Origin of the sequence: Marinactinospora thermotolerans DSM 45154, assembly GCF_900167435.1 — a bacterium.
GTDB classification, from domain to species: domain Bacteria; phylum Actinomycetota; class Actinomycetes; order Streptosporangiales; family Streptosporangiaceae; genus Marinactinospora; species Marinactinospora thermotolerans.
The window spans coordinates 1-18,688 of sequence record NZ_FUWS01000015.1; the positions used below are offsets into that span (position 1 = coordinate 1).

Consider the following 18,688-nt stretch of genomic DNA (forward strand, 5'->3'; position numbering starts at 1 on the left):
GGTGAGCAGCCGGTCGGGGCCGCGTTTGACGGGTTGTCCGCGCGAAGGCGGGACTGGTCGTCCAGGTGGACGGAGAGTGCACTCAGAAGGGCGTCAGGGTTGGTCGGCGCACACCGACCCTCGACGCCCTTCGCCGTGTCCGCGGGAGATCCAGAAACCCCCCATCAACGATCCAGCCCCGGCGCCGCCTCCGTCCGGTGCCACCGGCGGGGATCCGCCGAGCACCACGCTTCCCGGATGAGGCGGGGAGGAGCAGCGCCCCGCCGCTCCTTCCCGCCTCGACGGCCGGGGTCCCGGCCAGACGGGCGTCCGGCGGCTCCGAGCGGGCACACCGCACGGCCGCTCCCCGGCCCACGGGATCGTCCCCGGGAGACCGGGGGACGTCCGCGCCCCGCCACGGCACCGTCGTGCCACGGCGCCGGCGTCAGGCCAGGGGGAGTGCCCGCTCGGCGTCCACCGTCCCCACCGCGGAGGGACCGCAGCACCCCTCCCCTTCCTGGGCCGGGGAGGCGTCGAACAGTCCGCTACCGCCGCACACCCCGGTCTCGGGCAGGACGAGCTCCACCCGGGCCGCGGCGCTGTGGTCGCCGGCCAGTTCGGCGGCGATGGAGCGCACCTGTTCGTAGCCGGTCAGGGCCAGGAAGGTGGGGGCGCGGCCGTAGGACTTCATTCCGGCGACGTAGAAGTCCCGTTCGGGGTGGGAGAGCTCAGCCGCGCCATGCGGGTAGACCGTGCCGCAGGAGTGCACGTTGGGGTCGATCAGCGGGGCCAGGTCCACCGGCGCCTCCAGTGTGGTGTCGAGCCCCAGGCGGATTTCCGACAGGAAGGACAGGTCGGGGCGGAAGCCGGTCAGCGCGACGACCTCGTCGACCGGTTCAAGGGCGCGCCCGTCGTCGCCGACCAGGACGACCCCGCCGTTCTCGACCCGCGCCCTCTGGATGCGAAAGCCGGTGACGACGGTGATGTGGCCGGAGTCCACGGCCCTTCTCGCCTTCCGGCCCAGGGCGCCGCGGGCGGCGAGCTGGTCGTTCGCGCCGCCGCCGAAGGCGTCGCCGATCCCGTCGCGCCGTACCACCCACACCGCTCGTGTCCCGGGCTCCTGCTCGGCGAGGTCGGCCAGGGCCACCAGCGCGGTCAGGGCCGAGTGTCCCCTGCCCACGACCGCGGTGGTCCTGCCCGCGTGGCGGGAACGCCGGGCCTCCTCGGTCAGGTCGGGGATCCGGTAGGTGATGTGGCCGGCCGCGGCCCCCTCGCCCAGGGCGGGCAGGCCGTCGCCGCCGAGGGGGTTGGGCGAGCCCCACGTGCCCGATGCGTCGATCACGGCGCGCGCCTCCACGATCTCCTCCCCGTCGGCGCCGCGCACCCGGAGCGTGAAGGGCCGGTCGGCGCGGTCGGCGTCGACCACCCGGTCGCGGCCCTTTCGGGTCACGCCGGTCACCTCGGCGCCGAGGCGGACCCGCTCCCCCAGGGCCGCGGCGAGCGGTTCCAGGTAGGCGCTGACCCATTCCGCTCCGGTCGGGTATCCGTCGTCGGCGGGGCGCCGCCATCCGGTGGTGGCGAGCAGCCGTCCCGCGGCGGGGGCCACCAGGTCGCGCCACATCGAGAAGAGGCGCACGTGTCCCCACTCGGTCACCGCGCTGGCCGCGGTGTTCCCCTTCTCCAGTACCAGCACGGGCAGTCCCCTTTCGGCGATCTCGGCCGCCGCGGCCAGCCCGACCGGTCCCGCGCCGATGACCACCACCGGCTGTCGCTCGTCCATTCCACTCCCCTTTGATCGATGCGTGTCGATGGAAACATATCGGCGAATATCGATGAAAGCAACCATCGATCATCGTCGATAATGAGGGCATGACGGCGACAACGAACTCCACCATCGCGGCGCCCACCCCGACGCTGAACGCCACCGACGCGGCGACCTACGCCTCCTGGTTCGCCTGCCTGGCCGAGCCGATGCGGGTACGGCTGTTGCACATCATCGCCACCCGGACCGCCCCGATCAGCGTGGGCGACCTCGCCGCGGCCACGGACATCCGCCAGCCGACCGTCTCCCACCACCTGCGCAAACTCGCCGAAGCCGGCTTCGTCACCCTCACCAGGCGGGGCACCTCGACCCTCGTCGCGATCAACCCCGCCTGCTGTACCGGCCTGCCGCACGCCGCCGACGCCGTCATGGGCCTGTTGACGGCACGCCCCTGCTGCCCCACCGACCTGCCCGCCGACGTGACCGTGCGCGCCATGCGCTCCGCCGACTTCGACGCCGCGCGCCGGATCTACGCCGAGGGCATCGCGACCCGCGCCGCCACCTTCGAGACCGACGTCCCCGATGCCACCGTCCTGGACGCCAAATGGCTGCCCGGCCATCGCTGGGTGGCCGAGGTCGACGGCGAGATCTCCGGCTGGGCCGCCCTCACCGCCGTCTCGGACCGCTCCTGCTACTCCGGCGTCGCCGAGACCTCGGTCTACGTCGCCGCCTCCGCCCGCGGGCGCGGGGTCGGGAAGGCCCTGTTGCACCGCCAGGTCACCGAGGCGGACGCGGCGGGCCTGTGGACACTCCAGGCGGTGATCTTCCCGGAGAACAAGACCAGCCTCGCCCTCCACCACTCGGCCGGTTTCCGCACCGTCGGCGTCCGGGAACGTATCGCCCGCCTCGACGGCGTCTGGCGCGACACCGTGCTGCTGGAGCGCCGCGCCGACGATTGAGCGGTCGCCCCGCTCCCCCGGCCCAGCTGTCGAGGTCTGCCCGGCCGCCTTCCCTGGCCCTGTCCCGTCCGAAGGACACCCGCGCGGCGGCGAGGTCCGCCACGAGCCCGTCGGAGAATCCCACGCCCGCTCCCTGCCCTGCCCCACGCCCTCGGGCGAGCGGGCCGCCGGCCCGGCGAGCCGGCACACAGGCCGCCCGGACGGCCGACGCCTTCCGCGTTCCCCCGGCGGCGGAACCGAGGCCACCTGCGCCGCGGCCGGGCCGTCCCCCTCCCGGGGAAAGGCCGGCGGCCGTGTCGCTCCGCGCACCGACACGGGTAGGGGCTCATCGGGGACCTCCCGGTCCCACGGTGAGGAGCGACGTCGCATGGACACACGGCCGGCCGGGATGCCCCGACGGTGGGAGAGCGCGATCCGCTCCCGTCCCCCGTCGGGGCGGATGGCGCGCTGGCTGCTGCACAACCGCGTCGACGAGGTTCCCGGCCCCATCGCCCGGGAGCGGCCGGGCCGGCGCTACGCCTGGTGGAAGGTCATGTGCCTGACCGGGGTGGACTACTTCTCCACGCTGGGCTACCTTCCGGGCATCGCCGCCCTGGCCGCCGGCGCCCTGTCCCCGCTGGCGACGCTGCTGATCGTGCTCCTCACCCTGGGCGGGATGCTGCCCATGTACCGCAGGGTCGCCGCGGAGAGCCCCAACGGTCAGGGGTCGGTGGCGATGCTGGAACGGCTGCTGCCCGTGTGGCGGGGCAAGCTGTTCGTGCTGTGCCTGATCGGTTTCGTCGCGACCTCGTGGATCATCACGATCACGCTTTCATCGGCCGACGCGACGGCCCATATCGTGGAAAATCCACTGCTGCCCGAGCCGCTGCGCGACCAGCGTGTCCTGATCACCCTGGTGCTGCTGGCCGTCCTGGGCGCGGTGTTCCTCGCCGGCTTCACCGAGGCCGTGATGATCGCCATCCCGGTGGTGGCGTCCTTCCTGCTGCTCAACGCGCTCGTGGTGGTGGCGGCGGTGCGCCACATGGTCGCCGTCCCGGGGTCGCTGGAGCAGTGGACGACGGCCCTGCTGGCCTCGGGCGGTGGCGGCCCCGCCGGCATCGCGCTGACCGCGCTGCTCGCCTTCCCCATGCTGGTGCTGGGCCTGTCCGGATTCGAGACCGGGGTGAGCATGATGCCGCTCGTGCGGGCGCACGGCGTCACCGCGCGCGAGCGCCTGCGCGACCGCGTCGGCGGGACCCGGCGGATGCTGACCGCCGCCGCCCTCATCATGAGCGTCTACCTGCTGGCGACCACCTTCGTCACGGCCGCGCTCATTCCTCCCGCGGAGTTCGAGGAGGGCGGCCGGGCCGAGGGGCGCGCCCTGGCCTACCTGGCCCACGCCTACCTGGGGGAGGCGTTCGGCACCGTCTACGACATCTCCTCGATCCTGATCCTGTGGTTCGCGGGGGCCTCGGCGATGGCCGGTCTGATCAACATCGTGCCGCGTTATCTTCCCCGCTATGGCATGGCGCCCGCCTGGGGGCAGGCGGTGCGGCCTGTCGTCCTCGTCTACACCGTGGTGGCGATGGTCATCACGGTCCTGTTCGACGCCGACGTCAACGCCCAGTCCGGCGCCTACGCCACGGGAATCCTCGCGATGATGCTGTCGGCGGCGGTCGCGGTGGCCCTGGCCGCGCGCCGGGACGGGCGGCGCCGGGCGGTGGCCGGCTTCACGCTGCTGGCGGCCGTCCTGGGCTACGCGCTGTTGGACAACGTCGTCCTCAAACCGGACGGGATCGCGATCTCGCTGATGTTCATCGCCGGGATCATCGTGATCTCGCTGGTCTCACGGGTGATCCGCAGCACCGAGCTGCGCGCCGACAGCCTGGAGTTCGACGACGCCGCGCGGCGGTTCATCGTCGACGCCGGCCGGTACGGCCCGCTGCACATCATCGCCAACAAACGGCAGAGCGGGACGGTCGAGGAGTACCGCGCCAAGGAACGGGAGCAGCGTCTCCTCAATCCGATCCCCGTCGGGGCCCGGGTCCTCTTCCTGGAGATCACCGTCCAAGACCCCTCGGAGTTCAGCAGCGTGCTGCGGGTCCGCGGGGTCGAGGTGGACGGGCACCGGATCCTGCGGGCCGACAGCCCCGTGGTCCCCAACGCCCTCGCCGCGATCCTGCTGTGCCTACGCGACGCGACCGGGCGCAACCCGCACTGCTACTTCCAGTGGACCGAGGTCAGCCCGCTGGTGAACCTGGCGCGCTACGTGCTGTTCGGGGAGGGCGACACCGCCCCGGTGACCCGCGAGGTGCTGCGCGAGGCCGAGCACGATCCCCGTTACCGCCCCCACATCCACGTCGGCTGACCCAGGTCTCCCCTCGACCGGGGTCCCCTCACGGGGAGTCCTCCTCCGGCCGCCAACAGCGCACGAGGGCCTCCAACGGGTCCTGGGGCGGGTGCTCGCCGGTGGGGGCCGGGACGTGGTAGCGCGCCCCGGTGGGGCGTGGGCGTCCCGCCCGTGGCGGGGTCGAAGCGGGTTCCGGCTGCGCGGGGTCGTCGCCCGTCCGGGCGCCCGGAGCCTGGTAGCGGGCGCCGGTGGAGCGGGGCGGCCGAAGGAAACGCAGGGCGCGCCGGCGTCCCGCGGAGGGCGGCGGCGCGACCTTGGGCGCCTCGGGCCGGAAGAGGACGGGGAGTTCGGCGCAGCCGTGCGCCGACGGCGAGGGGTGGGGGCGCAACCGTTGCGGGTCGATCGCCAGGCGTGGCAGCGCCAACCGGTCGAGCAGGGTGTCGACCGCGGTCACCGCGATGTCGCGGGCCAGCCCCCGAGCCGGGCAGCCGTGCGGTCCGGCGCCCCACATCAGGTGGGCGCGGTTGCCGGCGAGGTCGCTGACGCAGCGGCGTCCATCGGCCCGGCCGCCGACCGCCGGATCGGTGTGCGCCGCGGCGAAGCCGATGAGGACCGCCTCCCCCTCCCTGATCCGAGCGTCGCCGATACGCAGGTCGCGCCGGGGGAAGCGGCCGGTGGAGACCCGCAGCGGCGGGGCCACCCACATCACGTGGTCGATGAGGTCCCCGGCGGGGAGCGTGGCCCCGCGGTAGGCCGAGGCGACCTCGGCGTCGCTCAGCAGGACCCGAAGGACGTTGCCGATGAGGTGGACCGTGGACTCGTAGCCGGTGTCGAGCAGGAGCGCGAGGGCGTCGGCCGTCTCCGCCCCGTCGAGCCCGGCCGGATGGGACAGCAACCGCGAGACCAGATCGCCGCCCGGGCCGGCGCGCCGGGAGGCGACGAGCGCGGACAGGTAGGCGCGGATCCGTTCGGCGGCCACGCGACCGGCCCGCCCGTCACCTCCGTACGTCTGGGCGAGGAGGTCGACGAGCGTCTCCCCGGTGACCCCGCTCAGGCCGAACAGCCCTCCCAGCGCCCTGCCCGTCAACGGCACCGCGTAGTCCCCCACCAGGTCGGCCCGTCCCGTGGAGGCGAACCCGTCGATCAGCCCGTGGGCGATTTCGCGCACGCCGCGGGCGGCCCGCTGGCCTGACAGGGCGGCGACCGTATCGCCGAGGGGTGCGCGCAGCCTGCGGTGTCGGGGACCGTCCCCGGGTGGGGCGCCGATGCGCGGGGCCACGGGTGGTGGCGCCTGCCCCTGCCCGTCCCCGCCCTTCCAGTGGCGGGGGTCGGTGGAGAAGAGGGCGGAGTCGCGTAGAGCGGTCAGGCTCTCGTGGTAGTCCAGGAGAAGCCACCCGTCGAGGCCGGGGGCGACCTCCACGGGGGCCACCGCGCCGAAACGGGCTCGTAGCCGCGCCCACGACCGGTGGGTGTCCAGCGGCCCCGGTGCATCGGTGGAGGCGACGCCGCTCGACGGGGGCGTCGCGTGCGGGAGGGAGGGATCCGCGGGCGCGGGGCCGGCGGGTGTCGGGCCGACGGGACTGGCTCGATGTCTCACGAAGCGCTCCTCTGTCGGGGAAGTGACAGAGGCTAGGCGCCGATTGTTTCGGGGAGAAGTCGCAGCCGCGGCCGGTGTGCAACACAACCGGACATCGGGTCCTCACTCCGGCGCAAAGAATTCACCAAGGCTTCACGCGCGTGCGAGATCTTCGAGGGTGGAAATCCCCCGTGAGGACGAGGAAGGACGCCGCGACGACGCACGCAGAGGCATCATCAACGACCCGACCCTCTATTATCGCACGATTGGATTACTGGCGTGAGGGGAATCTTGAGACGGATCGACGTGTTACACCCACCGGAGACCGCAAGAGCGCCTGGAGGCACGTAAACGATGGCCGAGCGAGCACTTCGCGGCACACGACTCGGGGCGACGAGCTACGAGAACGACCGCAACACCGACCTGGCACCGCGCCAGGAGGTCACCTATGACTGCCCCCGGGGTCATCGCTTCTCCGTCACCTTCGCGACCGAAGCCGAGATCCCGCTGAACTGGGAGTGTCGTTTCTGCGGCGACAACGCCCTCATGGTCGACGGCGAGCAGCCGCAGCAGAAGAAGACGAAGCCCACACGTACGCACTGGGACATGCTCCTGGAACGCCGCAGCATGGAAGACCTCGAGGAGGTCCTCGCCGAGCGCCTGCAGCTTCTGCGGGCCCGGCGCAAGGAGGAGCAGGAACACCTGGAGGCTCTCACCCGGCAGCGGCAGAGCGCCTGATCCACAACCGCGCGAGGGCCGGTGGCGACCAGTTGGTCGGCACCGGCCCTCGCGCTTCACATCCCGGGGCGGATGTCGGGCGCGCCTAGCTGCCGAACGGGTCGTCGGTGTGCCCGACCAGGTCGGCGACGGAGTCGCGCACCAGGGTGGGCCGGTAGGGGAACAGTTCGGCGGTGGCCGACGTGGAGATGCCCGAAAGCACGAGGATGGTGTGCATACCGGCCTCGAGCCCGGAACGCACGTCGGTGTCCATGCGGTCACCGATCATCAGCGTGTTCTCGGAGTGGGTGCCCAGCGCCCGCAGCGCCGAACGCATCATCAGCGGGTTGGGCTTGCCGACGTAGTAGGGGGCCCGTCCGGTCGCCTTCTCGATCAGCGCGGCGACCGCCCCGGTGGCCGGCAGCGGCCCCTCCCGGCTCGGCCCCTTCTCGTCGGGGTTGGTGGCGATGAACCGGGCGCCGTTCTCGACCAGCCGGATGGCCCGGGTGATGGCCTCGAAGCTGTAGGTGCGGGTCTCGCCGAGCACGACGTAGTCGGGGTCGCGGTCGGTCAGCACGTAGCCGATGCTGTGCAGCGCCGTGGTCAGCCCGGACTCGCCGACGACGTAGGCGGACCCGTTGGGACGCTGTTGGTCCAGGAACTTGGCGGTGGCCAGGGCCGAGGTCCAGATGGACTCCTCGGGAATGTCCAGCCCCGTGCGCAGCAGCCGGGCGCGCAGGTCGCGCGGGGTGTAGATGGAGTTGTTGGTCAGCACCATGAACGGGGTCCCCGCCGCGCGGAGCTCGGCGATGAACGTGTCCGCCCCGGGGATCAGGTGCTCTTCACGGACGAGTACACCGTCCATGTCCATCAGGTAATTCCAACCGGATTCGCTCTTCACGTTCCCGATTGTCCCCCGTCCGCGCGTGTGGCCGCTCCTTCGCCCTGCCGGCGTCGGCTCAGGAGTCGGTCTCCGGGTCGACGAAGCTTCCCTGGATGATCTTGCCCTGACCGGGGCGGGGCTGCGGTCCCGGTGCGGGACCACCGGCGCGCGAGGCGGCGAGATCGACCTGGACGTTGGCCTCCATGCGCCGGATCCGGCGCCGCGCCCACGCCTCGAAGGCCCAGCGCAACGCGGGGCGGGTGAAGGGCAGTACCAGGACCAGTCCCAGCACGGCCGTGATGAACCCGGGGGTGATGAGCAGGATTCCGCCGACGAACAGCATGAGCATGTCGAGCAGGCTGCCCCGTGGCGGTGTGCCCGTGCTCATCGCGGCCTGGGCGTCGCGCACCGCGCGGGTCCCGGCCCGGCGCACCACGAACACCCCGGAGGCACTCAGCGCGAACAGCAGCGCGATGGTCCAGGCCACGCCGATCTGCCCGGCGGCCAGGATCATGACCCAGACCTCCAGGAACGGCAGCGCCATCAGCGCGATCACGGCGAGTAGCGGCATCGGCTCCATCCTCGCTGACGAGTTGTCTTTACCCTATCCGGGCAACGTCCGGCCCGACGGTTTCGTTCCCCGCGCCCGCGCTCCCTCGGCAGGCCCACGCGCCGGCCGGCCGTCCCGAGCCGGACGTGGGCGCCGTCCACGGAAAAAGGAAGGGAACAGCGCGGCCCCGCCACGGTCGGCTCCGTCATGGCCGACATGGACTACAGCCGGCCGGGCGGCTCGGGGCCGACCGTCTCCGCCGTCGGCCTCGGGGGCGACGACTTCGGCCGGTGGATCGGATCTCGCTTCGGCCCGGCCGGGCTTCCCGGCCCCGTGCTCACCCCTGGTCGAGCTCGGCGCCCCGCCGGGGCGCGCCGCGGCGGCCGGGGAGCAGCGCGACGACGACGGCGCCCGCTCCCAGGAGGGTGAGGGCGATCTCGGGGAGGGGACCGAGCCGGGTGGCCGGTGTCAGCCCGTCCGCCCGCGTGACTTCGGCGACGTGGACGGCCGGTTCGGCTTCGGGGGAACGGTAGGTGACGGCTCCCGAGGAGGTGACGACCGCGCTGATTCCGCTGGTGGAGGCGACGATCGCGGATCGGCCGTGTTCGACCGCGCGCAGCCGGGTGATCGCGAGCTGCTGGTCGGATTGGCCGGTGAAGTTGTAATTGGCGTTGTTGGTGGGGACCGCGATGATCTGGCCGCCGGCCGCCACCGACTCGCGCACGGGCGTGTCGAAGGCGATGTCGAAGCAGATGGCGGTGGCCACCGTGGTGCCTCCCAGGTCCAGCGCCCCGGGCTCGGTGCCGGGCACCGCGTCGCTTCCGACCTGGTCCAGTCGCGCGACCAGCCCCGAGACCAGGTCACGGAAGGGAACGTACTCCCCGAAGGGGACGAGGTAGCGCTTGGTGTAGTGGTCGCCGGGTCCCTCGACGGGATCCCACACCACACTGCGGATCTCGCGTTCGCTCCCGTCCTGGCTGTACTTGGTGACGCCGAACAGCAGCGGCACCCCGATGTCCTCGGCGGCACGCTGGATCAGGGCGGCGGCCTGCGGGTCGGCGTAGGCGTCGATGTCGCTGGCGTTCTCCGGCAGAAGCACCAGGTCCGGCTGGTCCACTTCACCCGCGCGTACCTGCCGGGCCAGTTCGTGGACCCCGTTGACGTGGTTGCGCAGGACCTCCATCCGCTCGCCGAGGATGTTCATCTCCCCCGCCGCGGGCACGTCGCCCTGCACCAGCGCGACGGTGACGGTGCCGGTCGGCTCGGGGGTGAGGAGCGGGGGCAGCGCCCAGCCCAACGTGACGACGGCGAGGAGGCCGGCGACCGCCCCCGCCAGCGGGCGGGCCGGGGACGGGACGGGCGCACCGCGCCGCGCCCGCGCGACCGTCAGGACGGCGGCGGCCAGGCAGGCGCCGGCGAGCGCCACCGCGAAGGAGACCAGCGCCGAGGACCCGAGTGCCGCGTAACCGGTGAACGGGGTCTCCGGCTGGCTGAAGGCGAGCTTGCCCCACGGGAAGCCGCCGAGGGGGAAACGCGCGCGCACGAACTCCTGGGCGACCCACAGCGCGCTGGTCCACACCACCCATCCCGGCAGTCGGCAGACCAGCGCGATCCCCATCGCCATGGGGACGTAGTAGACGGTCTCGGCGGCGGCGATGAGCAGCCACACGTCGACCCCGAAGACCTCCTGCCACCTGATCAGCGGCACCATGAGGGCCGCGCCGGCCAGCAGGCCGAGCCAGGCGGCGCGCCGGGGGCGGACGCCCCTGACCGCGAGCAGCAGCAGGGCGGCTCCCACCGGGGCCAGGGGCCACAGCCCATAGGGCTCCAAGGCGAGGAGCTGGGCCAGGCCGGCGCCGAGGGCGGCGAGCGCGCGCCACAGCGCGTCGGGCACACCGCGGCGGACCCGGCGCGGCGGGGTGTGCTCCCCGGGGATCCGGTTGTCGGCGTACTGGGTTCCCTCGGCCACCACGCGGGGCTCGCTTTCCTGCTGGCGGGATGTTCGTCGTGACGAGCCTAAGGGGGCGTCCCGGCGGCCGGGACCGCTCCCCACCGCCTGGGGGGAGCGGCGCGCCGGGGAGGGGACCACCCCGGCGCGGCGGTTGATCGGGGGGACACGGAGAAAGGCCCGATCACCCTTCGGACCGGATCCGTCTCGTAGGCGGCGAGCGCGGAGACCGTTGTCTACTGGATGTTCGGGCCTTCTCCGGGTCCAACCCCCCGCCCGGTCGCGGCACCCGGGTCTTCCCCACGCCTCGTGCCGCACCTGGTGGGTGGCGCGGCGTCCAGCGGGGCAAGATCCGGACCGCTCAACCGGTCCGTCCAGTGCTGGACTGGTCAGTAGCCTACCCAGGCTCGCGGCGATCCGCGTCGAGGAGGGACCCCGTGTCGGTTCCTCAGGGGAACCGACGTCCACGCGGGCACGCGGCGACGAGCCGGGCGACCGTCGGCAAGGCTAACGCACCACTGTTTCCGATGCCAGTCACGCTGTGTCCGGCGCCACGACCCGGCACCGTCGAAGATGTGGTAGGGCACCGTTGGGTGCGACGGGGATCACCGCCCGCTTCCCCGGGTGATCACCATCGTGATCGTTCGATCAGCGAAACGATCACAACGCGCATTCTCCGCATCTCTCCCATCCCCGCCGTCTCACAATATGGATGATTCTGACCAACACGTGCCGAACCATCGACAAAACGGTCGGGAATGGTGTTCGATACGGGAAGCCGATCGATACGAACCGATCGCAACGAGAACAGCACTCGATCATCCGATCGAACCGACGGGACCACCTCCCGTCACCCACCGGCCATATGCCAGACGGGAGCTAGCGAGCATGGCGAAGATCGTCCTCGACAGCGTGGACAAGGTGTACTCGGGCGGCGTCAAGGCCGTGGACAGCCTGAACCTGGAGATCAACGACGGCGAGTTCATGGTCCTCGTCGGTCCCTCCGGCTGCGGCAAGTCCACGGCCCTGCGCATGATCGCCGGCCTGGAGGAGATCACCGGCGGCACGCTCACCATCGGCGACCGGGTCGTCAACGACCTCCCCCCGAAGAACCGCGACATCGCCATGGTGTTCCAGAACTACGCGCTCTACCCGCACATGACGGTCGAGCAGAACCTCGCCTTCGGCCTGAAGCTGCGCAAGACCCCCAAGCCCGAGATCGAGCGACGGGTCAAGGAGGCCGCCGCCATGCTCGGCCTGGAGCCCTACCTCAAGCGCAAGCCCGCCGCGCTGTCGGGTGGTCAGCGCCAGCGTGTCGCCATGGGCCGCGCGATCGTCCGCGAGCCGCAGGCCTTCCTCATGGACGAGCCGCTGTCCAACCTCGACGCCAAGCTGCGTGTCCAGATGCGCGCCTCGCTGAACCAGCTCCACGAGCGCCTGGGCGTGACCACGGTCTACGTCACCCACGACCAGATCGAGGCCATGACCCTGGGCGACCGCGTGGCGGTGCTGCGCGACGGCAAGCTCCAGCAGGTCGACACCCCCAAGAACCTGTTCGACCACCCGGTCAACCTGTTCGTCGCGGGCTTCATCGGCTCCCCGGCCATGAACTTCGTGGCGGCGCGGCTGGAGCAGAACGGCGACGGCGCGGTCCTGAAGTTCGCCGACCAGACGCTGCCGGTCGCCGACGAGACCCTGGCCGCCAAGCCGGAGCTGCGCGACTACTTCGGCCGTGAGATCGTCCTGGGGATCCGCCCCTCCGACTTCGACGACGCCGAGCTCGCGGCCTACAACGGTGGGACGATGACGGTCAAGGCCGACGTCACCGAGGAGATCGGCACCGAGATCAACGTGATCTTCACCATCGACGCGCCGCCCCTCGACCACGAGGACGCCGCCGCGCTGGCCGCCGACGCCGCGGGTGACGGCGACGAGGACGACGCGGCGCTGCCGCTGACCCGCGACAAGTCCGTGTTCACCGCGCGGGTGAGCCCGCGCAGCTCGGTGCGTCCCGGCCAGATGATCACCCTCGCCGTGGACACCCGCCAGCTCCACTACTTCGACAAGGTGAGCGGCCTGTCCATCGGCCACCCGGCCAGCAAGCCGGCCGCGGCCACGGTCTGACCCGGCGCCTCCCGCGCGGAGGGGGCCACCCCCGAGGGTGGCCCCCTCCGCGTGTCTTCGGGACCGCTCACGCCTCCCGGCTCAGATGGCGGCCGATCACCAGGCGCTGGATCTGGTTGGTGCCCTCGACGATCTGCAACACCTTGGCCTCACGCATCAGCCGCTCGGCCGGGAAGTCCTCGGTGTATCCGTAGCCGCCGAGGACCTGGACCGCGTCGGTGGTGACCCGCATGGCCACATCGGTCGCGAACAGTTTGGCCATGGCGGCCTGCTTGCCGAAGGGACGGCCGGCGTCGCGGCGGCGGGCCGCCGCGAGGTAGAGCTCGCGGGCCGCCTCGGTCTGGGTGGCCATGTCGGCGAGCATGAAGGACAGCCCCTGGAAATCGGCGATGGGACGGCCGAACTGGCGGCGCTGCCGCGCGTAGCCGACCGCCAGCTCCAGCGCCGCCTGGGCGACGCCGACCGCGCACGCGGCTATCCCCAGTCGCCCCGCGTCCAGCGCGGCCAGCGCGATGGGGAACCCCTGTCCCTCCTCCCCGATCCGCGCCTCGGCCGCCACCTCGACCCCGTCGAAACGGACCACCGCGGTGGGCGAGGAGCGCATGCCCATCTTGCGCTCGGGCGCGTCCGCGGCGAGTCCCGCGCTCCCCGCGGGGACGTGGAAGCACGAGATCCCCTTGGCCCCGGAGTCGGGGGCGCCGGTGCGGGCGAACAGTGTGTAGAAGTCGGCGACGCCGCCGTGGGTGATCCAGGACTTGGCGCCGTCGATCCGGTATCCCTGGTCTGTGGCCGCGGCCCGGGTGGCCAGGGCCGCGGCGTCGGATCCCGAGTGAGCCTCGGACAGGCAGTAGGCGCCCAGGCGTTCGCCGCCGATCAGCTCCGGAAGGAGCCGCGCGCGCTGGTTCGGGGAACCGAAGCCGGCCAAGGGGAAACAGGCCAGGGTGTGGACGCTCAGGCCGAGGCCGACCGCCAGCCATCCCCTGGCCAGCTCTTCGACGACCTGGAGGTAGACCTCGTAGGGCTGCCCCCCGCCGCCGTACTCCTCGGGGTAGGGCAGGCCGAGCAGGCCAGAGTGGCCCAGCGTCGTGAACAGATCGCGGGGGAAGAGCCCCTGCCGTTCGTCGACCGCGGCGCGCGGCGCGATCTTCTCCTCGACCAGGGAGACGGTGAGATCGAGCAGGTCGGCGGCTTCCGACGTGGGCAGAGAGCGGTCCACGGCCATGCGTCCTCCCGGACGGTCGCGCCCCAGGGCGCCCGGACGGTTTACTCGGACGCCCGATATTCGGTCGTCCTAGTAAATGGTGACGCGCAGCACTCTATCTCACAATTCGGACGATCTTCCACCCCTGACATCCCCATCCGCCAAAGCCCCCTCCAACGCCTGGAACGTGCGTTCCCACGTCCAATCGCGCACCATCCACGCCCGTCCCCGCCGTCCCATCCGCTCGGCCGCTCCCCTGTCGGCCAACAGGGCGATCAGGCGGTCGGCCACCTCACGCGGGTTCCTCCCGTCCGCGACATAGCCCGTCTCCCCGTGGCGCACCGCCTCGGGTGCCCCACCCGAGGCGCCCGCGATCACCGGCAGCCCGCTCGCCGCGGCCTCCAGGTAGACGATGCCCAGCCCCTCCGGCTCCAGCCCGCCCCGCCGCGTCCGGCACGGCATCGCGAAGACGTCGGCCGCCGCGTAGAACTCCGGCAACCGCGCGTGCGGGTGGCCGCCCGCGAACACCACCTGGTCCGCGACCCCCGCCCAGTGGGCGAGCGCACGCAGCCGGTCACCGTCGGGTCCCTCCCCCACCACCAGCAACCGCACGTCCGGCACCTTCACCCGCACCCAGGTCAACGCCCTGATCAGGGTGTCGACCCCCTTGCGCGGCACCAGCCGAGCCACGCACAGCACGACCGGAGCGTCCCCCAACCCGTAGCGTTCGCGCACGGGCCCGCCGTCGAGGCCGGGACGGAACACGTCGACGTCGACCCCGGGGACGAGCCGGCGCATGCGAGACCGCGCCCCCGGTGGCACGGCGCGCTCCAGCTCGCGCCGGGTGAACTCCCCCAGGTAGGTCAAGACGTCGACCTCGGAGGCGATCCGCCGCACCAGGGCCCCAGTCCCGGGCAGCCGGGCCCACCACACCTCGTGCCCATGGGTGATGGCGACGATCTCGCGGGCCCCCGCGGCGCGCAGCCCCGCCGCCAGGAGGCCCAGCGGGGCCGCCGCCCCGAACACCACGCGCTGGCAACCGTGCTCGCGCAGCAGCCCCGTCGAACGCCGCGCCACGCGCCGGGTCGGCAGCAGCGTCCCCTCCGGATCGCGTACCACCGGGAACGGCAACCGCTGGTCATGACCATGGGCACCGGCGGTGTGCGAGGTGTAGACGACCACGCCGCCGGCCCGGGCCAGGCGCACGGCCAGCTCGTACCCGAACGTCTCGATGCCGCCACGGCGCGGCGGGAAGTCGTTGGTGATCAACAGCGTCCGTTCGGGCATCGCGCCCCGTCCTCCCTCACAGGCGATCGGTGCGCGCCACGCTAGGCCCCCGGACGTGTCGGCGTCGTCCCTCCCGCGGGGGAGGCCTCCCCTCCCCCGCGAGGAGGACGGAGACCGGGCAGGGAACTCATCCCTTGACCGCGCCCGCGGTCAACCCCGCGACCACGAACCTGCGGAAGACCAGCACCAGGATCGCGATGGGCGCGGTCACCGACACCGCGGCGGCGAAGATCGTGCCGTAGGGGACCTCGAAGGTCGTCCCGTACAGGGCGATGCCCACCGGGACCGTGCGGTAGGCGTCCTGGGAGTTGAAGGTCAGCGCCATGAGGAACTCGGTCCAGGTCGCGGTGAAGGTGAAAACCCCCGCGGTGAACAGGCCGGGGCGGACCTGGGGCAGGATCACGGTGAGCACCGTGCGGGTGGGGGAGGCCCCGTCGATGGAGGCCGCGTCCTCCAGCCCCCGCGGCACCGCCAGCATGTAGTTGCGCATGATCCAGATCGCGAAGGGCAGGTTGAACGCGATATAGGGGATGATCAGCCCGGCGTGGGAGTTGAGCAGGCCCAGCTGCCGCTCCACCAGGTAGAGCGGGATCACCACCGCGATCGCCGGATACACCGAGATCATCAGCAGCGCGATCATCAGCGGTCCCCGGCCCCGCATCGGGGTACGCGCCAGGGCGTAGCCCGCGAACGTCGCCAACCCCACCACCACGACGGTCGACACCGAGGCCACGACGACGCTGTTGGCGATGTAGCGCCCGAAACCGACACTGGTGAAGGCGTCCACATAGTTGGCCACCGTCACGTCGGCCGGCCACGGGGACGGCGGGGTGGCGCCGACCTCCGTCGCCGGTTTCAGCGAACCCGCCACCAACCAGTACAGGGGCAGCGCCGTGGCCACGACGAGAACGAGCGCGCCGAGGTTGACCAGGTTGACGACACGGCGCCATCCGTGTCGCGATCGCGTCCTCACGTCACGTCCTCCTTGCCCACCTGCGCCTTGAACGCCCGCAGGAACAGCAGGCACGCCCCGGCCACCAGCAGGCCGGTCGATGCGGCGATGGCCGCTCCAGGGCCGATGTTGAGGTCCTGGAACAGCGTCTTGTACCCCATGACCGCCAGGGACTGGGTCGCGATCCCCGGCCCGCCCCCGGTCAGCACGAAGGGCAGGTCGAACACCCCGAACGCCTGAAGGATGCGGAACAGGATCGCCACCGCGATCGTGGAGCGCAGCTGGGGCAGGGTCACCCGCCAAAACGTCGTCCAGGGGCCCGCCCCGTCCACGTCGGCCGCCTCGTAGACGTCCTGGGGCAGCATGACCAGCCCGGCCAGCACGATGATCGCCACGAACGGGGTGGTCTTCCAGATGTCGGCGACCATCATCCCCGCGATGGCCGAGACGGGACGCCCGAGGATCAACGGGGCCGTGCCGAAGAGGGACTCGAACACCCAGGTGGCCACGCCGTAGGTGGAGTTGTAGATGTAGGCCCACAGCTGGGCCGAGACCACCGTGATCATGGACCAGGGGATGAGGAGCAGCGCCATGATCCACCCCCGCCCCGCCCCCAGACGTTCCAGGACCAGCGCGGCGAGCGTGCCGAGGACGAGCTCGATCGCAACCGTGACCACCGTGTAGAGCACGGTGAACCCGAGCGCGTAGTACCAGTCCCCCGAACCGAGCAACGCCACGTAGTTGCCCAGGGTGAGCGCCTCCACCGCGAACCCGTCGTAGGTGATCCGCACCCGGGCGAAGCTCAACACCAGCGAGAAGACGATCGGGAACAGCGTCACCAGTCCGATGACCAGCAGGGAAGGGCTGGTATAGCCCCAGCCGATCCGCGCCATGCGCCGCTGCATCGCGTCGCGGCGGTCCGGCGCGCCGCCCCGTCCCGCGGGCATCCCCTCGGGGGATCTGCGCTGGGGCGGCACCAGTGCCTCGCCCGCCGTCGTCCTCACAGCGCCACTCCGTCCCGGGCCCGCTCCATACCGGCCGCCATCTCGGCCAGCACCTCCGTGACGTCGCCGCCCCCCTCGACCAGCACGGGGTTGACCGAGGTGTAGACCGCCTTGCTGACTTGCGGATAGTAGGGCGTCCCCGTGGGACGGAGGACGAGTTCGGCGTCGGCCGACAGTCGAAACGTCGGATTGTCCTGGGCCGTCACCTCGGGGTCGGCGAGGACCGCCGCCAGGGTCGGCGTGTAGGGCGACGTGGTGGCCATGATGGTCTGCGCCTCCTCTTGCGCCAGCCAACGCGCGAACGCCAGTGCCGCGCCGAGCTGACGGGTGTGCGGGTTGACGAAGTTGTGCCAGCCGCCGAGCGTGGACAACCGGGAGCGGCCCGACCCGTCGAAGGTGGGGCGCAGGGTCACCCCCACCCTCCCCGCCACCGCCGACCCCTCGGGGTTGCCGGCGGCGCCCCAGGCATAGGACCAGTTGCGCAGAAAGGCGGCCTGGCCGCTGGAGAACGCGGTCATGGCCTGTTCCTCGGCGAAGGTGCCCACCGCGGCCGGTGACACGCCGCGGGCGATGAGCCCGGACATGAACTCCAACGTCTGGCGCCCCGCGTCGGAGTCGACCAGGATCCGCCGCGCGGCGTCGTCCATCAACGCGCCGCCGGCATCGGCCAGCATCTCGGTGAAGTTGCAGGTGAGCGTCTCGGAGGAGGCGCCCTGCCACACGAACCCGTAGCGCACGTCACCGGTCTCGCGCAGCCGCAGGGCCGTGTCGGCCATCTCCTCCCACGTGCGCGGCACGGCCAGGTCGTGCTTGGCGAGCAGATCGGCCCGGTGGTACAGGAAGGCGATGTCGAGGTAGAACGGGAACGCCCACGCCTGCCCCTCGTAGAGGGTCGTCGCGACGACCCGCTCGGGATAGGCCGACCAGAACCCGGGATCGTCCTCCGGTCTGCCCAGGGGCATCGCCAGCGCGTGGTGGGCGAACTGGGGCGGCCAGGCGCAGTCGCCGAGGTAGACGTCGGGCGAGGTGGCGCCGCCGGCGATCTGGGTGGTCAGCGTCGTCCGCCGCACGTCGGTGGTCGGTGGCACCTGGAGGAGGTCCACCGTGATGGTCGGGAAGCGCCGCTGGAAGGCCGCGACGAGGGAGCGTCTCAGGTCGCGGCCCTCGTTGTCGGCGAGTTCCTGGGAGAGCCACTCGATCGTCACCGGGTGGTCGGGGATGGCGGTGCTGCGCCCCTCCATCGGGTTCCGGGTGTCGCCGGCGCACCCGGCCAGACCGGCCGTGGCGAGCAGCGCCCCACCGGCCAGCAGGGATCTCCGCGAGAACTCCATAGAGCTTCCCATCGACGACATCGCGTGACCGCCTCTTCGCAAACGTTGCCACTACGAATGTGGCCCAGTCAACACTCGTGTGGAAG

Annotated in this window: 14 protein-coding genes; 4 read left to right on the forward strand and 10 right to left on the reverse strand. The window is 72.0% G+C overall.

Features of this window, described 5'->3' with window-relative positions:
• Positions 1 to 424: 424 nt before the first annotated feature.
• Positions 425 to 1,759, reverse strand: a complete 1,335-nt coding sequence (locus B5D66_RS22115) for an FAD-dependent oxidoreductase (RefSeq protein ID WP_078763738.1) — start codon at positions 1,757 to 1,759, stop codon at positions 425 to 427.
• An 89-nt stretch (positions 1,760 to 1,848) separates the two neighbouring features.
• Between B5D66_RS22115 and B5D66_RS22120 the strand changes: the two genes are divergently transcribed.
• Complete coding sequence (locus tag B5D66_RS22120) at positions 1,849 to 2,700, forward strand: helix-turn-helix domain-containing GNAT family N-acetyltransferase (RefSeq protein ID WP_078763739.1); 852 nt, start codon at positions 1,849 to 1,851, stop codon at positions 2,698 to 2,700.
• Positions 2,701 to 3,067: 367 nt separating this feature from the next.
• A complete protein-coding gene (locus B5D66_RS22125; protein WP_078763740.1) occupies positions 3,068 to 5,047 on the forward strand; it encodes an APC family permease in 1,980 nt (659 codons plus the stop codon).
• Positions 5,048 to 5,075: 28 nt separating this feature from the next.
• Here B5D66_RS22125 and B5D66_RS22130 read toward each other — a convergent pair whose 3' ends face one another.
• A complete protein-coding gene (locus B5D66_RS22130) occupies positions 5,076 to 6,626 on the reverse strand; it encodes a cytochrome P450 family protein (protein ID WP_144390261.1) in 1,551 nt (516 codons plus the stop codon).
• 333 nt (positions 6,627 to 6,959) lie between these two features.
• Here B5D66_RS22130 and B5D66_RS22135 point away from each other — a divergent pair, with 333 nt between their 5' ends.
• Positions 6,960 to 7,343 (forward strand): RNA polymerase-binding protein RbpA, encoded by a 384-nt coding sequence (locus B5D66_RS22135; protein WP_078763742.1) that lies wholly within the window; start codon positions 6,960 to 6,962, stop codon positions 7,341 to 7,343.
• An 85-nt stretch (positions 7,344 to 7,428) separates the two neighbouring features.
• On the opposite strand, the gene B5D66_RS22140 is transcribed toward B5D66_RS22135, so the two are convergent.
• From B5D66_RS22140 to lnt, 3 genes are all read right to left on the reverse strand, one after another.
• Positions 7,429 to 8,193: an HAD-IIA family hydrolase gene (locus B5D66_RS22140; protein ID WP_078763743.1), complete on the reverse strand. Its 765-nt coding sequence runs from the start codon at positions 8,191 to 8,193 to the stop codon at positions 7,429 to 7,431.
• Positions 8,194 to 8,281: 88 nt separating this feature from the next.
• Complete coding sequence (locus tag B5D66_RS22145; protein WP_078763744.1) at positions 8,282 to 8,776, reverse strand: FxsA family protein; 495 nt, start codon at positions 8,774 to 8,776, stop codon at positions 8,282 to 8,284.
• 316 nt (positions 8,777 to 9,092) lie between these two features.
• Positions 9,093 to 10,727 (reverse strand): apolipoprotein N-acyltransferase, encoded by a 1,635-nt coding sequence (lnt, locus tag B5D66_RS22150; protein WP_078763745.1) that lies wholly within the window; start codon positions 10,725 to 10,727, stop codon positions 9,093 to 9,095.
• Positions 10,728 to 11,591: 864 nt separating this feature from the next.
• Here lnt and B5D66_RS22155 point away from each other — a divergent pair.
• Positions 11,592 to 12,827 carry an ABC transporter ATP-binding protein gene (locus B5D66_RS22155; RefSeq protein WP_078763746.1) on the forward strand — a complete coding sequence of 412 codons (1,236 nt, stop codon included), beginning with the start codon at positions 11,592 to 11,594 and terminating at the stop codon, positions 12,825 to 12,827.
• A 67-nt stretch (positions 12,828 to 12,894) separates the two neighbouring features.
• On the opposite strand, the gene B5D66_RS22160 is transcribed toward B5D66_RS22155, so the two are convergent.
• The 5 genes from B5D66_RS22160 to B5D66_RS22180 form a co-directional block, all read right to left on the reverse strand.
• Positions 12,895 to 14,049, reverse strand: a complete 1,155-nt coding sequence (locus B5D66_RS22160; RefSeq protein WP_078763747.1) for an acyl-CoA dehydrogenase family protein — start codon at positions 14,047 to 14,049, stop codon at positions 12,895 to 12,897.
• 99 nt (positions 14,050 to 14,148) lie between these two features.
• The gene (locus tag B5D66_RS22165; RefSeq protein ID WP_078763748.1) at positions 14,149 to 15,315 is read right to left on the reverse strand and encodes a glycosyltransferase family 4 protein; all 1,167 of its coding nucleotides are present in this window, start codon (positions 15,313 to 15,315) and stop codon (positions 14,149 to 14,151) included.
• Between the two features lie 127 nt (positions 15,316 to 15,442).
• Positions 15,443 to 16,288 (reverse strand): carbohydrate ABC transporter permease, encoded by an 846-nt coding sequence (locus B5D66_RS22170; protein ID WP_078763749.1) that lies wholly within the window; start codon positions 16,286 to 16,288, stop codon positions 15,443 to 15,445.
• Positions 16,285 to 17,271, reverse strand: a complete 987-nt coding sequence (locus B5D66_RS22175) for a carbohydrate ABC transporter permease (RefSeq protein ID WP_235001164.1) — start codon at positions 17,269 to 17,271, stop codon at positions 16,285 to 16,287. Before B5D66_RS22175 ends, B5D66_RS22170 begins: the two co-directional genes overlap by 4 nt.
• Complete coding sequence (locus B5D66_RS22180; protein WP_078763750.1) at positions 17,268 to 18,602, reverse strand: ABC transporter substrate-binding protein; 1,335 nt, start codon at positions 18,600 to 18,602, stop codon at positions 17,268 to 17,270. The genes B5D66_RS22175 and B5D66_RS22180 overlap by 4 nt, the downstream gene beginning before the upstream one ends.
• Positions 18,603 to 18,688 lie beyond the last annotated feature (86 nt).

What these genes read in the sequence shown, in the direction of transcription:
- B5D66_RS22115 (WP_078763738.1), bottom strand. Translation starts at nt 1,759, where the DNA reads ATGGACGAGCGACAGCCGGTGGTGGTCATCGGCGCGGGACCGGTCGGG.
- B5D66_RS22140 (WP_078763743.1), bottom strand. Translation starts at nt 8,193, where the DNA reads ATGGACATGGACGGTGTACTCGTCCGTGAAGAGCACCTGATCCCCGGG.
- B5D66_RS22125 (WP_078763740.1), top strand. Translation starts at nt 3,068, where the DNA reads ATGGACACACGGCCGGCCGGGATGCCCCGACGGTGGGAGAGCGCGATC.
- B5D66_RS22155 (WP_078763746.1), top strand. Translation starts at nt 11,592, where the DNA reads ATGGCGAAGATCGTCCTCGACAGCGTGGACAAGGTGTACTCGGGCGGC.
- B5D66_RS22165 (WP_078763748.1), bottom strand. Translation starts at nt 15,315, where the DNA reads ATGCCCGAACGGACGCTGTTGATCACCAACGACTTCCCGCCGCGCCGT.
- B5D66_RS22120 (WP_078763739.1), top strand. Translation starts at nt 1,849, where the DNA reads ATGACGGCGACAACGAACTCCACCATCGCGGCGCCCACCCCGACGCTG.
- B5D66_RS22180 (WP_078763750.1), bottom strand. Translation starts at nt 18,602, where the DNA reads ATGGAGTTCTCGCGGAGATCCCTGCTGGCCGGTGGGGCGCTGCTCGCC.
- B5D66_RS22145 (WP_078763744.1), bottom strand. Translation starts at nt 8,776, where the DNA reads ATGCCGCTACTCGCCGTGATCGCGCTGATGGCGCTGCCGTTCCTGGAG.
- B5D66_RS22160 (WP_078763747.1), bottom strand. Translation starts at nt 14,049, where the DNA reads ATGGCCGTGGACCGCTCTCTGCCCACGTCGGAAGCCGCCGACCTGCTC.
- B5D66_RS22135 (WP_078763742.1), top strand. Translation starts at nt 6,960, where the DNA reads ATGGCCGAGCGAGCACTTCGCGGCACACGACTCGGGGCGACGAGCTAC.